This is a genomic window from Terriglobia bacterium, from assembly GCA_020072845.1.
Lineage (GTDB): Bacteria > Acidobacteriota > Terriglobia > Terriglobales > Acidobacteriaceae > JAIQGF01.
This window is the reverse complement of record JAIQGF010000006.1, coordinates 120,058-134,902: the sequence shown is the minus strand read 5'-3', so window position 1 is coordinate 134,902 and position 14,845 is coordinate 120,058. Positions and strand designations below refer to the sequence as shown.

General features: G+C 62.6%; 14 protein-coding genes. 6 read left to right on the top strand and 8 right to left on the bottom strand.

The genetic code is table 11. From position 1 onward, the window contains the following. Positions 1–78 precede the first annotated feature (78 nt). The 3 genes from LAN70_06145 to LAN70_06135 all read right to left on the bottom strand — a co-directional run bounded on the left by LAN70_06145 (position 79) and on the right by LAN70_06135 (position 2,060). Positions 79–450 carry a hypothetical protein gene (locus LAN70_06145; GenBank protein ID MBZ5510737.1) on the bottom strand — a complete coding sequence of 124 codons (372 nt, stop codon included), beginning with the start codon at positions 448–450 and terminating at the stop codon, positions 79–81. A 49-nt stretch (positions 451–499) separates the two neighbouring features. After that, entirely contained in the window at positions 500–739 is a 240-nt protein-coding gene (locus LAN70_06140; protein MBZ5510736.1) for an exodeoxyribonuclease VII small subunit, read from the bottom strand. A 211-nt stretch (positions 740–950) separates the two neighbouring features. After that, the gene (locus LAN70_06135; protein MBZ5510735.1) at positions 951–2,060 is read right to left on the bottom strand and encodes a transglutaminase-like domain-containing protein; all 1,110 of its coding nucleotides are present in this window, start codon (positions 2,058–2,060) and stop codon (positions 951–953) included. Positions 2,061–2,266: 206 nt separating this feature from the next. Between LAN70_06135 and LAN70_06130 the strand changes: the two genes are divergently transcribed. Together LAN70_06130 and LAN70_06125 are read left to right on the top strand one after the other, a co-directional pair. Further along, positions 2,267–2,761: a rhodanese-like domain-containing protein gene (locus LAN70_06130; GenBank protein MBZ5510734.1), complete on the top strand. Its 495-nt coding sequence runs from the start codon at positions 2,267–2,269 to the stop codon at positions 2,759–2,761. Positions 2,762–2,767: 6 nt separating this feature from the next. After that, positions 2,768–3,298, top strand: a complete 531-nt coding sequence (locus LAN70_06125; GenBank protein ID MBZ5510733.1) for a TlpA family protein disulfide reductase — start codon at positions 2,768–2,770, stop codon at positions 3,296–3,298. A 102-nt stretch (positions 3,299–3,400) separates the two neighbouring features. Here LAN70_06125 and LAN70_06120 read toward each other — a convergent pair whose 3' ends face one another. After that, on the bottom strand, positions 3,401–5,269 hold the full coding sequence (locus LAN70_06120; protein ID MBZ5510732.1) for a bifunctional homocysteine S-methyltransferase/methylenetetrahydrofolate reductase: 1,869 nt from the start codon (positions 5,267–5,269) through the stop codon (positions 3,401–3,403). Positions 5,270–5,409: 140 nt separating this feature from the next. Here LAN70_06120 and LAN70_06115 point away from each other — a divergent pair, with 140 nt between their 5' ends. Then, the gene (locus LAN70_06115) at positions 5,410–6,624 is read left to right on the top strand and encodes a hypothetical protein (protein ID MBZ5510731.1); all 1,215 of its coding nucleotides are present in this window, start codon (positions 5,410–5,412) and stop codon (positions 6,622–6,624) included. 273 nt (positions 6,625–6,897) lie between these two features. Here the strand turns inward: LAN70_06115 and LAN70_06110 are convergent, their stop codons facing one another. Further along, positions 6,898–9,366, bottom strand: a complete 2,469-nt coding sequence (locus tag LAN70_06110; GenBank protein MBZ5510730.1) for a penicillin acylase family protein — start codon at positions 9,364–9,366, stop codon at positions 6,898–6,900. Between the two features lie 25 nt (positions 9,367–9,391). Between LAN70_06110 and LAN70_06105 the strand changes: the two genes are divergently transcribed. Both LAN70_06105 and LAN70_06100 read left to right on the top strand, forming a co-directional pair. Continuing rightward, entirely contained in the window at positions 9,392–9,970 is a 579-nt protein-coding gene (locus LAN70_06105; protein ID MBZ5510729.1) for a transcriptional repressor, read from the top strand. A 202-nt stretch (positions 9,971–10,172) separates the two neighbouring features. Next, a complete protein-coding gene (locus LAN70_06100; protein MBZ5510728.1) occupies positions 10,173–10,598 on the top strand; it encodes a DUF4870 domain-containing protein in 426 nt (141 codons plus the stop codon). An 18-nt stretch (positions 10,599–10,616) separates the two neighbouring features. Here the strand turns inward: LAN70_06100 and LAN70_06095 are convergent, their stop codons facing one another. The 3 genes from LAN70_06095 to LAN70_06085 all read right to left on the bottom strand — a co-directional run bounded on the left by LAN70_06095 (position 10,617) and on the right by LAN70_06085 (position 13,577). Continuing rightward, on the bottom strand, positions 10,617–11,726 hold the full coding sequence (locus tag LAN70_06095) for a PAS domain S-box protein (GenBank protein MBZ5510727.1): 1,110 nt from the start codon (positions 11,724–11,726) through the stop codon (positions 10,617–10,619). A 55-nt stretch (positions 11,727–11,781) separates the two neighbouring features. Beyond that, complete coding sequence (locus tag LAN70_06090; protein MBZ5510726.1) at positions 11,782–12,774, bottom strand: phosphoesterase; 993 nt, start codon at positions 12,772–12,774, stop codon at positions 11,782–11,784. 95 nt (positions 12,775–12,869) lie between these two features. Further along, the gene (locus tag LAN70_06085) at positions 12,870–13,577 is read right to left on the bottom strand and encodes an SOS response-associated peptidase (protein MBZ5510725.1); all 708 of its coding nucleotides are present in this window, start codon (positions 13,575–13,577) and stop codon (positions 12,870–12,872) included. 683 nt (positions 13,578–14,260) lie between these two features. On the opposite strand from LAN70_06085, the gene LAN70_06080 reads away from it, so the two are divergent. Further along, a complete protein-coding gene (locus LAN70_06080; GenBank protein ID MBZ5510724.1) occupies positions 14,261–14,746 on the top strand; it encodes a hypothetical protein in 486 nt (161 codons plus the stop codon). Positions 14,747–14,845: the final 99 nt, after the last annotated feature.

Genomic DNA, 14,845 nt, shown 5'->3' with positions numbered 1-14,845 from the left:
CGGTATGACAAGCGCAAAAAACCCGCTTGCGGAAGCGGGTCGAAAGTTGTCGGTTTTGTGCGTGCGCGTGCGGCGGAGCTAGGCGGCGTTGGCGCGCGCCTGCTTCACGTAACGGTCTACCGCCTGAACAATGGCGGCGATATCGGCGTTCTGGCAGCAATCAATGGCGCCGGCGGCGAGGGCGGAGGCCCACATCTCGTCGTCCGGGATGCGATGCGTGCATACGATGCTGGTATGGTCGAATTCGCGGGCGAGTTGCTTAACATCTGCGACGGAGGCCAGTTCCAGGTCGAGGATGGCGAGTTGAGCGCGGTGTTTGGGAATCGCGGTGCGGACTTCATCGAGCGAACGCACCACGGAAACGTTCCGGAAATAAGCGTTCAACGAAGCGGCGAGCTGCGACGCGGCCTGGGTATCACGGTTGGCGATGACCACGCTGAGAGACTGCATGTAGGGTCCCTTTCGAATCGGAAACTGCGGCGAACCGCAGGTGGGGAAGCTATGGTTTGGCCTCGGCGCGTTCCGCCGAGGTCTCGAAAGGTTCAGCTTGGAGTCTGCCGTTCTGCTTGAGGAGGATTTCGACCTTGCCCTCGGCCGCCTCCAGTTCCTGACGGCAGGAATTGGAGAGCTTGACACCCTCTTCGAAGAGCTTGATCGCCTGTTCCAGGGGCACGTTCCCCTTTTCCAGTTCATCCACGATTTTTTCCAGCCTTTGCAGGCACTCTTCGAACTTCGGCAAGGTAACTCCTCAACCACAAAGTTTAATGCAATTGCCGACTCGGAGAGCGGATTTTTTGGGACGTGCAGGTGGGCGCAATTGACCGAAATTGGTGCTGTACTTTAGTGCATGGTTTCTTGTGCAAGGGACCTTGACACACTCCCGGTCGAGAGCATGGCCGTTGTTGCTGGCTTGCTCAAGCCGGGAGTTGGTAGGTTGGTGTCCGTCTCCGTCAGCCGTTCGCAGGCGAAATCTCCCGCGTGATGATTTCGTACTTGAAGCTGTCCGGGTCGAGGCTGTCGAGCCGGCCGTCGGCGGTTTCCGCCTGCGGATACATGAGGAAGCCAACCGGCGCACCGCTCGATCCGGGCAGAGCGACATCGTGGGAGAAGTTGTACGCCATCCAGTTCATCTCCCAGGACCCGAAGAGCCGCGCGCGCGCCTTCTTCACCATGTCGTCGTCCAGCGGACGATTTCCCGGCGGTTCCTCGAGCACGACCTTGCGCACGTCGGCGGGATCGACCGGCACCCAGCCGTAGCCGCCGAGGTAGACCTCGGCACGGCAGTGCTGCGCTTTCGTCACCTTCTCCGACGCGGCCCCGAGGCTCTTGTATCCCAATTCCGACTTGGCGACGCGGATGCCGTACACGTCGCGCGCCGGAAGGCCCACCGCGCGGGCGAGGCCAACGTAGAGCGCGTTGAGATCGGCGCACTTGCCGCCCAGGTCGCGGGACTCCAGCATGAAGCGGATGTCACCCAGGCCGCAGCCACGTGTTTTGGGATTCCGGAAGGTGTTGTCGACGATCCACTCGTAGATGGCGCGCGCCTTCTCGACATCCGTTTTGGCGCCGCCGGTGATCTGCATGGCTGTCGCTTTCACGATGCCGTCGGTCGGGATGAGCTTGGTCGGCTGCAGGAAGTACTGCAACTCCGCGCGGTCCGCTTTCGGCGGGTGGCCGGGCGCGGAGAGATCGACCGCATAGTTCCTGAGCGCAATCCGGCTGGTGAGTGTCAGGACTGGTTTCACGCCGGCGGGAAACGTGGCCGCGACGATGCCCAGCGCCTCCGCTTTGCTCTCGACCATCTTCGCGGCGCCGCCTTCGGCGCTGAACTGATTCGAGAACGTCTTCTGGAAAGGGGTATTCCTGATGAGCGCTGCCGGCAGCCAAACGCGCGTGGCTCCGGAAGGCTTCAGAACTTCCACGCGCGTCGTCACTTCAAACGTGCGCCAACTTTCGGACGTGGAGGATGGTGCGAGCTCGGCAAACAGGCGGCCCGCCTTGGGGAGCGCGAGACTTGCGCACACAATGCCGGTAGATCGCAAAAAATCACGACGCTTCATAGCCTTGCTCCTTCGGCCAGGATGTTTTCCTGCGCGTTTTTCGAGGGTGGAATTGGGGACTGAAACGACCGACGGGCGTTTTAGGCGAGGCGGGTTCAAGTAAAGCCGCGGAGCTGTCCCCACATGGCGCCGTATAGGATGCATGCCCGCCGCGCAGGTTTCAAGCGTTTTTTCGGGCCATCGTGGTGGTCGTATAATAGGCCCCTATGAAACGCACCAACGATCAGCAGCGCATCTACCATGCTTGGATACTGATTGCTGTGTTCGTAACCGTGGTTGCCGCCGCCCAGAGTGGGGGCTATGCACCGGCCGCTTCGGAGTTGCGGCCCGGAAGCGCGGAGTTGATTCAGCCGCAGGAGTTGCTGAAGGCGCTCCAGTCCGCTGCGGCGAAGCCCACCGTGCTCTACGTCGGTCCGCATTTCCTGTACGCGCAAGCCCACATTCGAACTGCCGAGTTCATCGGAGCGGCATCGGATCCGAAGTCGCTCGATAACCTGCGGAAGCGCGTGGCAGCTCTGCCCAGGAATTCGCGGATCGTTCTCTACTGCGGATGTTGCCCGTGGGAGCACTGTCCCAATATTCGACCGGCGTATAAAGAACTCAAGCAGACCGGATTCACCGGCGTGAAGGTGCTGTATCTCGCGAACAGCTTCGGAACCGACTGGGCGGACAAGGGCTATCCCGTCGAGAAAGGCCAGTAGCGGGCGATGAGGAGAATCGCGGTCGTCATTGCCGCCATCGGACTGGCCGTTGCCGTGTATTACGGCACCCACAATCGCACCGCAAAACCGACGCGCGAGCCGGACACGAGATCATCCGCGTCGCCGGCCCCGGCGCTTATCTTGGTTGACCTCAGCGGCAACAAGATCGACACGCAGAGCTACGCGGGCAAGGTGGTGCTCATCAATTTCTGGGCGGCCTGGTGTACACCGTGCGCGGAGGAGGTTCCACAACTGGTAGCCTTGCAGGACAAGTACCGTGACCAGGGCTTTCAGGTGATTGGCATCTCCATGGAAGATAGTGACAGCACCCTGCGCGACTTCTACCGAAAATACAAGATGAATTACCCGGTGGCCGCCGGCAGCGCGAAAATTGCGGAGTCCTACGGCGGCATTCTCGGATTGCCGACCACGTTTCTGATCGGCCGCGATGGCCGCATTCGCGCAAAGTATCCTGGCCTGGCCGATTTCGCCAAGCTGGAGCAGGAGATCGTTGTCCTGTTGCGGACGAATCAGTAGCCGGCTGTGCTTAAGGGTTAACGGTCGTCGGTTATCGGTTGTCGGTTCTTGAACATCGCACCTGAGAACCGGCAACCGAGAACTGAAAACCGACGACCTGCTTCACGCGCCGGCAGTGTCGCCGGACTTGGTTCCCAAGGCTTCCAGGACGTCCACCGCGGCGGCGTAGCGGCCGAGCGGGGCGCTGATCTGCACCCCCTCGACCATCTGGCGGACGGCAATCAGCATCTCGCGGGCGATGGCGACGCCTTCGGCACGGCCGGCCTCGGCGGTGGTCGTGCGGGCCATACGCTGCATGATGTCGGCGGGCACGGCGACGCCGAGTTCGCTCTGCATGAATTCGGCATTGCGCACGCTGACCAGCGGCCAGATGCCGGCGAAGACGGGAATGCGGCAATGCTCGATCTTGCGCAGAAATTGCTCCAGCAGCGCGAGGTCGAACACGGGTTGGGTGACGGCGTACTCGGCGCCGGCCTCGACCTTGTATTCGAAGCGGCGGATTTCCTCGTCAATGTTGGGCACGCCGGGATTGGCGCCGACCCCGATGACGAACGCGGTGGCCGCACCGATGGGATTGCCGCCGAGGTCGTGGCCTCGATTCAGATTGGCGACGATGTTGACCAGCCCGATGGCATCCACGTCGAAGACGGCGGTGGCGTCGGGATAGTTGCCCATCTTCGGAGGATCGCCGGTGATGCAGATGAGGTTGCGAATGTTCAGGGCTTCGGCGCCGAGCAGGTCGGATTGGATGCCGAGGACATTGCGGTCGCGGCAGGTGTAGTGCAGGACAGGCTCGATGCCGACCTGCTGCTGCATTAGCGTGGCCAGCGCCTGGTTGCTCATGCGGGCGGAGGCGCGCGGGCTGTCGGGGATGTTGATGGCGTCAATGCCCACGGATTTCAAGAATCTCGCCGCTTCGATTTCCTTGACCGGCTGGGTGCCGCGCGGAGGAAGGATTTCGATGAGGGTGGCGAATTCGCGGCGCGCGATCTTGCCGCCGAGGCGAGTGCGTTCGGCCAGCGGGAGCGTAGGGGCGACCGGCGCCTCGGTCTTTTTCTTCACCAGGGTGGGTGAGGCGGCGCTCTTGGCGGCATCGGCGCGCACGAACGACTTCATGAACTTGATGTGCTCGGGCGTGGTGCCGCAACAGCCGCCGATCAGGCGCACGCCGGCGGCCACGTATTGCGGAACGTAATTCGCCATGTACTCGGGCGAGCAGAGATAAATATTGCGTCCCTCGACGGCGCGGGGCATGCCGGCGTTGGGTTGCGCCGAGAGCGGGATGCCGTCGGTGACCTGGTGCACGCGCTCGATGGCGCTGAGCATGGCGCCGGGCCCGACACTGCAATTGCAGCCGATGACGTCGGCGCCCCAGTCGGCGAGCTTGGCACCGAAGGTCTCGGGGGTGGCGCCGTCGAGGCAGTTGCCGTCTTCATCGATGGTGACCTGGGCGACGACGGGAAGGTCGGGATTGACGTCGCGCGCCGCCCGGATCGCCTGGCGAATCTCGTCGAGATAGCCGAAGGTCTCGAGGATGATGAGGTCAATTCCGCCTTCGACCAGCGCGGCGATCTGCTCCAGAAAAGCGGCGTGGGCTTCGTCGAGCGAAGTCTTGCCCAGGGGCTCGATGCGCACGCCGAGCGGGCCGACGGAGCCGGCCACCAGGCCGCTGAACGCCTTGGCGGCTTCGCGGGCGAGCTTGGCGCCGGCGACATTGATGGCCTGGGTTTTTTCCGCGCAGCCGTGGCGCGCGAGCCGGAACGAGTTGGCGCCGAAGGTGTTGGTTTCGACGATCTCCGCCCCCGCCTGGTAGTAATCGTGATGGATCTCGCGGATCAGGTCGGGCATGGCGAGATTGAGCTCGTCATAACAGCGGTTGATGAAGATGCCCTTGGAGTAGAGCAGCGTGCCCATGGCTCCGTCGCAGAGCATGGGGCGTTGCTTGAGGCGCGCTAGCAGATCTATGGACATGGGAAACAAGCTACCCGGTATCTCAGCAATGTACTACGAAGAGCGCCATGCGGAAAGCGCCCCGCTAGGGGCGCGCCCCTTTGTTATAATTAGCAATTCCAGGAAGTCCAATCCAAGGCAGTTGGGCGGAGTCCGAGCGTTTGAAGCGAGCGATCAACCTGGGTTTGTGCGCGGCGGCCATCGCCTTGCTGCTGTCGTGCGGCAACTACAACAATCCCTCCACCGCCAGCACCGGCACCACCAGCGGGATCAAGAAACGCGCCTTCGTCAGCAACAATTTCCAGAACCAGGTTGACATCGTCAACGCGGCGAATGACACCGTCAACACCATCCTGACGACCCTCCCGAACGGGACAACGCAAACCACGCTGGCGAACACGATCAACACCGGGACCGGGCCGGCGCAGATGGTGCTGACCGCGGACAAGAAACTAACGCTGGTGTTCGACCAGGGGTCCAACACCCTCGCCGTGATCGTCAATGCGACGGAGGCGAGCGCCGGGCAGATTCCGCTGCCGGATTTTACCGAAAGCTTCGTGGTGGCGCCCGACAGCGCGACCGTGTACGTAGCCGTGCCCAACGCGCCGCTGGCCGGGCAGACGTCGGGCGCGGTGGAGGTGTTGAGCGCCACCAACGGGACGCTGTCGAACACGATTCCGGTGCCCCGCGCGCGGCGCGTGGTACTGAGCCATAACGGAAACAAGCTGCTGGTCTTCGCGGACGCCACCGACCAGATGTGGGTGGTGGATACGACGGCGAAAACGGCCACGGCGGTGACCGGCTTCGACCGGCCGGTGTCGGGCGTGTTCAGCAGCGACGACAGCAAGGCTTACATCCTGAATTGCGGCCCGGAATGCGGCGGCACGGCGGCGAAAGTGACCGTGCTCGACCTGGCGACGAACACTCCGGGAGCCAGCGTCGCGGTGTCGGCGGCGACGGTGGGACTGCTCGACAGCTCCGGGAACTTGTACGTGGCGGGAACGGCAGCAGGCGGCGGCAAGCTGGACGTGGTGAACGCGAGCAGCCTGGCGGTGAGCAAGTCGGGCGTGGCGATCAGCGATGGGACGCATACCATCATGAAGCTGGGCGCCAACAGCAAGCTGTTTGTCGCCTCGCGGACGTGCAGCAACGCCATCCAGGGGTGCCTCTCGATTTTCGATACCGCGGCGGGATCGGCGGTGCTCTCGGCGGCGGGTGGCGGTGACGTAACCGGAATCGAGCCGGTGGCGGCACGCAACGTCGTGTACGTGATCGAGGGAGGAGAACTGATTATCTACGACACCACCACGAGCAAGCCGCAAAGCACGCAGATTGATGTTGTCGGGAAAGCGCTGGATGTGCGGGTGGTGGATTAGCTTTTAGCTGTTAGCTATTAGCTTTTAGCGGGAGCAGCTTGGGCGCGCACCTCGGTTTCAAACATTGGCATTTTTCTTCTGTCGCCCGCTGAAGCGGGCTTGACCCCCTTCATTTGAGTCTCTACCCACGGCTTACGCCCTTCGACTTCGCTCAGGGCGGGCTACATTCTGTCGCACGCTTCGCGTGCTGGGTGCTTACCACTGAGAGCGGACAGCCGACAGCGGACAGCCGAAAGCTTAAAGCCTGAAGCCTGAAGCCTGAAGCCTTCCTCCCTACCTCGGTTCCAATTTCAATTCATGAGCCCGCGCCTTCCGGACGGCCTCCGGCGAGAAGGGAAGCGCGAAGGTTGCGCCCTGATACCACGCCTGCCACTGATCCATGTAATGCGGGCTGAGGACATTGCCGGACTGGCCGGTGACGATGTTCAGGGTTGAAGCATTGAGATCCGCAAAGTCCACCGTGAGGCGCTCCGAAGGGCCGAATCCCACTCCTACCTGCTTAACGGTGTTGCCGTCACCGGACTGCGGCTGGAGGCCTGGGCCGGTCCAGCGGTTGAGCAGCGGCACGCGCCCGAAGATGGGATGTTGCAGGTAAACCGGATGTGCCTGGCCCCAATGCCAGGAGGCGAGATCGCGCGGCGCGTTCTTGGCGGTTACCGCCTGCTCGACGGCGGCGGTTAATAGATCGTCCCACGATCTATAGTCTTTCGGCAGCCAGCGCTGCGGCCGCTGCGTCACCAGGTTTTCCAGCCAGACAATCGAGTTCATCCAGGTGTACTGGCGCCAGCCGGTGGCGACTTTGCTGTTAGGGTCGGCGGGGCCGAGCAGCGGTTCCAGCAGCAGGCGCTGAAGCTGGCGGCGGGCGGCGACGGCGACGGTGGGCGCCACGGAATCGATGGTGATGCGGCCATCCCAGTTGCGCATCAGGAGGGCAGCCTGGCGCGCGCGCGGCGAGGCGCTGGCGCTGTGATCAATGGCGGAAACAAAGCGCCCGGCGAAGAAGCGGTCAATATCGGAGTAGATATCGGTTTGCAGCGCGAGCATGTCTGGCGCGGAAAATTTCTTGCCCGATTCAAGAACCTGGTAGATGCGCTCCGCGCGATGCGGCGGCATCCACTCGGAACTGATCAGATACGGATAGCCATTCGGCGTGGCGCGGCCATTGGCGGTGCCGATGATTCCTGACGCGGGATCGAAGACGCTGGGCATCTTGTCGAATGGCAGGTAGCCGGTCCATTCAAAGGCGTCCACGTTGCCGGGCACGGGGCGGGTGCCGTCGCCGGCGGCGCGCAGCGGAATCCAGCCCGTGGCCTGGTATCCGATGTGGCCGTCGACGTCGGCGTAAACGACGTTCTGGCCGGGACCGCCGAAATGCGAAGCGGCGCGGCGAAACTGATCCCAGTTCTGCGCCTCGTCAACTTCGCGGATGCACTGCAAGGTGCCGGTCAGGAGTTGGGGATCCCAGAGCGTCCATTGGAGCGCGAGCGGCCGGGTCTCGCCGGGGATGAGGCTGGTAATGATGGGGCCGTGACGCGTGATGGTGACATCCACAGCGACGTCGGGCTTGCCTTTGACGTGGATGAGTTCGCGGCGGTACTGGGGAAGTCGCCAGCCGTCGGGAGTCTGATACTCGGCGCGCGCATTGAAGGTCTCGATGTAGAGGTCGGTGACGGCGGGGCCGAGGTTGGTGAAGCCCCAGGCGATGCGGCGGTTGTGCCCGACCAAAACCAGCGGTAGGCCGGGCGCGGTCACGCCGGCGACGTCGAGCTCAGGGTTGGTGAGGTGCACCTCATACCAGACGTCCGGGATGTGGTGCTGGAGGTGCATATCGTTCGACAAAAGCGGCTTGCCGGAGACGGTGTGGGCGCCGGAGACGACCCAGTTGTTGGAGCCGGGGGAAAAATCGTCGACGGCTGACGGTCGATGGTCGATGGCAAAGGGGTCGATGGCTGACAGTTGATGGTCGATGGCAGGCACATCGCTGACACCTCGTGATTGGAGGTTTGATTGGCCGTCGACCGTCGACTGTCGACTATCGACCGCGCCTGGTGGATGGTCGCGCCACGATGTATTGGGAAACAGGTCGGCGGCGAGGTCGGGCGGGATGCGGGCGAGGATGCGCTCGCGCGCCAGCATGTCGTCCATGAGAAAAAGGTTGAGCATCTCGTTGAACATGCAGGCGATGAGGAATGTGTCCTCGGGCGACCAGGGGCGGGGCACGTAGCCGAGGACGCGGAACTCGACGGGCAGGGACTGGCGATGCGAATCGAGATAGGCGTTGACGCCGCGGGCGTAGGCGTCGAGCAGGCGGCGGTCGGTGTCCGACATGGTAGCGGCGGCGCGCTGCGCCACCTGCCGCATGCCGAGCGTGCGCTGGTAGCGGTCGCTCTTGACGTAGTCGGGGCCGAGGACCTCGGAGAGTTCGCCGGCGATATAGCGGCGGGTCATGTCCATCTGCCAAAGGCGGTCCTGGGCGGTGACGTACCCCTGCCCGACCAGGAGGTCTTCCATGTTCGCGGCCGTGATGTGCGGAACTCCGTGGGCATCGCGGATGACGGTGGCGGGTGCGGTGATCGCGACGCGCACGCTGCCGTCGAGTTGTGGCAGGGAAGCCCACGCGGCCGAATAGAACCAGCACGAGGCGGCGGCCGCCGCCATCAGAAGCAGAACCAGCACCACGGCGAGGCCGCGAAGAATCAGGCGCGCGCGCCGGCGTGGAGCAGCGAGAACAGGCGTGGCCATGGCGTCCGATTTTAGCAGCGCGGGTATGAAGGCTGCAGGCTACAGGCTTCGGGCTTCGGGCTTCAGGAAAGCGGTGATATCCTCATCACACAAGGCTACGGGTGTGCCCACACTGCAAAAACGCGTCGATGATCATGCCACGATTTCGCGGGAGAATATCCGCGCAGCGGAAAGCATTTTTCACAATCATCTGAAACGCGTCGGGCTGAAGCACACCGAGCAGCGGGACACCATTCTGCGCGCGTTCCTGGAAACGCACGAGCACCTTTCCACCGACGAACTGCACCGCGTGGTCAAGAAAGAAGACCCGCGCATCGGATTCACTACCGTGTACCGGACGTTGAAGCTGCTGGCCGAATGCGGGCTGGCGAGCGAGGTCGCGTTTCACGACGGCATCACGCGTTACGAACACCAGTACAACCGGCGCAATCACCACCACATGGTGTGCACGGAGTGCGGCGGGTCGGTGGAGTTCTTTTCGCCCGAGGTGGGCAAGCTGGAGCAGGAGATCGGGCGGAAACATCACTACCTGACGACGCGGCATACCTTCCAGATCTACGGGGTGTGCGAGCAGTGCCGGCGCAAGCGCGGGCGCGCGCTTTAGTTCCAAACCCGCGCTGCCGGCCTTGTCCACAGGCTTTCAGGTTGGCATGGCGTTGCGCGGGGGGCAGCGTTCTGATACTGTGCCCGCGTTCATAAAAGCGGCGCGGGGAGCGGCTTTTCGCGCCGTACGGCGGGTTCCACCATCCAGCACGAGAATTGCCCGGGAGGCGATTGACATGGCGCGATTCTGTTCCAGCTGTGGCATGCAACTACCCGATAACGCGAACCACTGCACCGGTTGCGGCAAGCCGGCACAATCGGCCGGCGGAGGCGCCGCGGGCGCTCCCACGCAATCCGGTGCTGGCGGGCTCACCGACAACGTGGCCGGGTTGCTGGCATACGTCACCATCATTCCCGCCATCATTTTCCTGGTCATCGAGCCGTATAACCGGAACCGGTTCATCCGGTTTCATGCGTTTCAATCGATCTTCTTCTTCGTCGCGGTGATAATCGTGTCCGTTGTGATGCCTTTTATCGCCGTGATTCCTTTCTTCGGCGTGTTGCTGTGGGCGCTCGTGTGCCTGGCCGAACTCATTCTCTGGCTGCTCTTGCTGTTTAAAGCCTACAGCGGAGAGATGTGGAAGCTGCCGGTGGTGGGCGACATCGCGGAGAAGCAAGCCAACGCGTAATGCCGCGGCGCGCGGCGGTCACGCAACCGAGGATTCCAGTTCCTGGTTCGCCGTGCGGCTGGGAAGAAAAATCATGAACACGGTGCCGGAGCGGCCCGGGCTGGTATAGCTGCGGACGCGGATGGAGCCGCCGTGTCTCATGACGATGTCGCGGGCGATCCATAATCCCAAGCCGGTGCCGCTGGACCCCTTGGTGGTAAAAAACGGGTCGAAGATCCGGGCGCGGGCGGCGGCGGGAATGCCGGTTCCATGGTCGGCAATGGCGAGGCGGAAACCATGATGGCCGGCGGCGGTCAGGGTGACCCGCAGTTTGCCGCCGTTGGGCAGCGCGTCGAGGGCGTTGCCGATGAGGTTGGCGATCACCTGCCGGATTTCGCCGGCCCGGGCCACGATGCGGCCATCGGCACGGTAGCGCTTTTCCACGCTGACCTGCCGCGTCCGAATCTGCCCGGAGTGCACCAGCAAAACATTGTCGAGGATGTCGCGCAAGCTGGTCTCGGCCGGCTGGGCGACGGAGCGCGAGTAGCGCAGCGTGGCATTGGTGATGTCGGAGATGCACTTCACCTCGGCTTCACCCTCCTGGATCAGCACGCGCGCGGTCTCGGACTGCGGCTCCTGTTGCAGCAGATAAAAGACGTTGGTGAGGACCTCGAGCGGATTGTTGATTTCGTGAGCGACGGTGGCGGCGAGCCGCCCCAGAGTGGCCAGCCGCTCGGCACTGCGGCTGTGCTCCTGGCGGCGCTTCTCCTCGGTGAGATCGCGGTTGATTTCGAAGGTGCCGGTCAGGTGACCGGAAGCATCGGTGCGGGGAGTCCAGCGGCTGGCAACTTCGACCGTGCGGCCGTCCTTGTTGGTGTGAACCAACTCGCCACGCCATTCCCCGGCCGCGCGGACGGTAGCCAGAATCTCCGGCAAAGGAGCGGGGAATTCGGTTCGCAGAAGCTGATGACCGTTGTGGCCGAGAGCTTCCTCGCGCGTCCAGCCATAGAGCCGCTCGGCGCCGCGGTTCCAGAATTGAACGTTGCCGTTGAGGTCCATCACCAGGATGGCATCGTTGGCGAGGTCGAGAATGGAGGCGTACTCCCGCGCTTCGTCATCAGACCAGGCGGGGCGGGCGCGGAAAGGCATGCGCTACAGGATAATCCCGTTGCGGGCGGGCGGCAATGTTGTAGCGCTTAACCGACTAGGTGCTCGGTTGCGACGAGGATTGGGCGGCGCGATAGCTGGCGCGTAACTCCTCCACGATCTCGCGGGCGGCCTTGCGGGCGACCTCGAACTTGTCAGGCTCGAACGAAATCGCGCCCACGCGCGCGTGTCCGCCGCCGCCGTAACGCTCGCAGATCTTGGCCAGGTTCACCACGGTATCGGCGCGCGCCCAGGGATTGGAGCCGACCGCGACCTTGGTGCGGAAGCTGCTCTTGCTCAGCCCCACGCTGTAGGTGCAGGCGGGATGCAGGTAGTAGGGGATGAACTTGTTGTAGCCCTCCAGGTCCTGGTCGGTGACGTCGAAGAAGACCGTGCCATCCTTGCACTCGGCGCGCTCGCGCAGCAGGCGGATGGATTCCTGGTGGCGCTTCAGCAGGGGCGGCAGCAGGCCGGTGACGAAGGGCTGGCGCAGGATTTCCTCCAGCGGCATGGAGGCCAGCAGGGGAATCAGCCGTGGAATGAAGTTCGGGTCCTGGTTGGATTCGATCACCATGGTCAGCTTCATCGCCGGCTGCTGCATTTCGACCGCGGTCTGGGCGTCGGCATAGGAAGCGCCGTCAATCGTGTCGGCCCACTCAATGACCTCCGCCACCGGCGCCGGATCGAAGCCGAAGCGCGTCTCGGCGATGGTGGCGATGAACTTGGTGCACGACTTGAACCCGGGATCGTAGAATTTCTTGGTGCTGGTGTCGGCCTCGTAGTGGGCGGCGTCCTCGGGGGTGAGGAAGGCGCTGAGGTGATGATCGAACCACCAGGTGATCTTGGGCGAGGTGGAGTACTTGAAATCCACGATGGCGTTTTCGTCGCCGTCGAAGTGGCGCTCGTCGAACAGCGCGCCGGCACGGTGCACCAGGCCGCTGTAGTGGAACTGCACGTCCTCGCGGATACGCTCCCGGTAGAAGCGGCTGAACAACGCGGCCGAGCAGGCGCCGTCGAAACACTTGTCGTGGTAAAAGACCCGCACTCTCACTAAAGCCCCTTCCGCCGAAAACGGCACACCCAAAAGCGTATAGGAATCTCATCTTGGCGGGGTAATGTCAAGGCGGTGGCGCGATTCCACTCGGGCTAAGAACGCAAAGCCAAAGTGTGCTGGCCGCCGGGGATGTCGAGCGGCTCGGCGCATTGCGGGTCATCGTTCTTCACCGTGTTCACCCGCGTGCTGACCGCGTACGCCTTCATCAGCGCCGCGCCATAGGGCTTCAGCATGTCGGAAATTTCCTTGGTGTCCTTGAAACCGGGATCGAGCCAGAGGTCGTAATTGTCCGGCGGCAAGATGACCGGCATGCGATCGTGCACGGCGGCGGCCAGCTCGTTGGCCGAGGTGGTCAGGATGGAACAGGTCTCCAGAGTGTTGCCGTCGGGATCTTTCCAGCGGTCCCAGAGGCCGGCAAAAGCGAAGATGGATTCATCGCGCAGGGTGAAGCAATAAGGCTGTTTCGCCTTGGGCAATTTTTTCCATTCATAAAAGCCGTCGGCGGGGATGAGGCAGCGGCGGAGCTTGAGGGCGTCGCGGAAGGCAGGCTTGGTGGCGGCGGTCTCGGAGCGCGCGTTGATCATCTTGTAGCCGATGGAGGCGTCTTTCGCCCAGAAGGGAATCAGGCCCCAGCGCATCAGCGCCAGCTCGCGAATCGGCCTGGTGGCGTTCTGCCGGACGGTGGGAATGCGATCCGTGGGCGCGATGTTGTAGCGCGGCGACCAGTCCAGATCAACCTCGGCGCCGAAGTACTCCTTCAGTGCCTCACGCCCTTTGCCCAACCGGAATCGCCCGCACATACCTCATGATTGTAAAGCACGGCAGGTGGGCGGAGGCGCGGGGCGAGTTCGACGATTGTGGGGGAATCTGGAGGGGCCGGGCGGATTCGAACCGGCGCTGCGGTTTTCGCTTTTACTTTCGTGGCCATTTTGCTGCCCCTCCTTGGGCTGACCGAAGTCTGGGGGAGCAGGCGCGGAACGAAGCAACCTCGCGAAAGTTACGGGAGTAGCCGCCGAAAAATCGCGCGACGTTGGCCTGAGCGCGGGTGCTGGCAATGCGGCAGGCGTGCAGATCGTGGCAAACGGCGGCAAGTATTGAAAATGCTGCATTGTTGAGACACAATGGCCGCAGCAAATCCGCAAAGCATGGCACGGCACTACTACCGGACGAATGTTCCGCTCCCCATCATGATTTTGTGGTGGGTATTTCTAGGAATCTGCGTGCTGATTTACGGCGCGTATGATTCGTGCGTGCGCGGTCCAACACGGCAAGCGCAAGCGCAGTGGGAGAGAGACCATTTCACAGGATGGCGATTGCAGGAAACGTACGACACCGAGCACGGAATGTTCGACGACAGGCTAAGAAATGAAAGGTGTACGACCAAAGGCTATCCCGGTTATCCGGCATGTCCCCCGCAGCAGTATTACGCAGATGGCAAGCCACAACCAGCAGCGCTGGTACCAGCCGAAAGAAGCCGTAAACCTTGATTGATGCGATAGCGAGATTCCTTTCAGTACCCGGAGTGCGAGGCTGCCTAACAGGAATCGGCATATTCGGCCTGCTGTACTTGGCCGCATGGCGGCTCATCAAAGCACTGCCGAATGGTTATACTTTTGAACCACAGGGCCGACCCGGAAGCTTTGAACCGATTCTGGCTCGATACAGCAAACTAGCAGAACTCATCATTGGTCTAGCAACCAGCTCGATTGTGCTGCTGGCCGGTTCGTCCGTTTTCCGTTCCGCTGGAAAGCTGCCGAAAGCCTACGGCTCGCCGCTCGTACTGCTGGCCGTTAGCGTAATTTGGGGTGTCGTGTGGCTTGCATGGACGAACTATCACTACGAGTCATGGCAGCATCAGGAAACGTACTCACACCACAGATACCGGCTTAGTGTCGCCTTTGGATTTTCTGGCCTCCTGTGTTTCGCAGTCGGTTACGTATGGCTCGGATTCGCCTTAGTTGGTGACTAAATTTGTGCGCCGGGGCGGGGCTAGAATACGTGCATGGAATCGCGTGACCGTGTGACCACTGTTTCGTGCCCGCACTGCAAAGAATATGCTGTTCGCGTG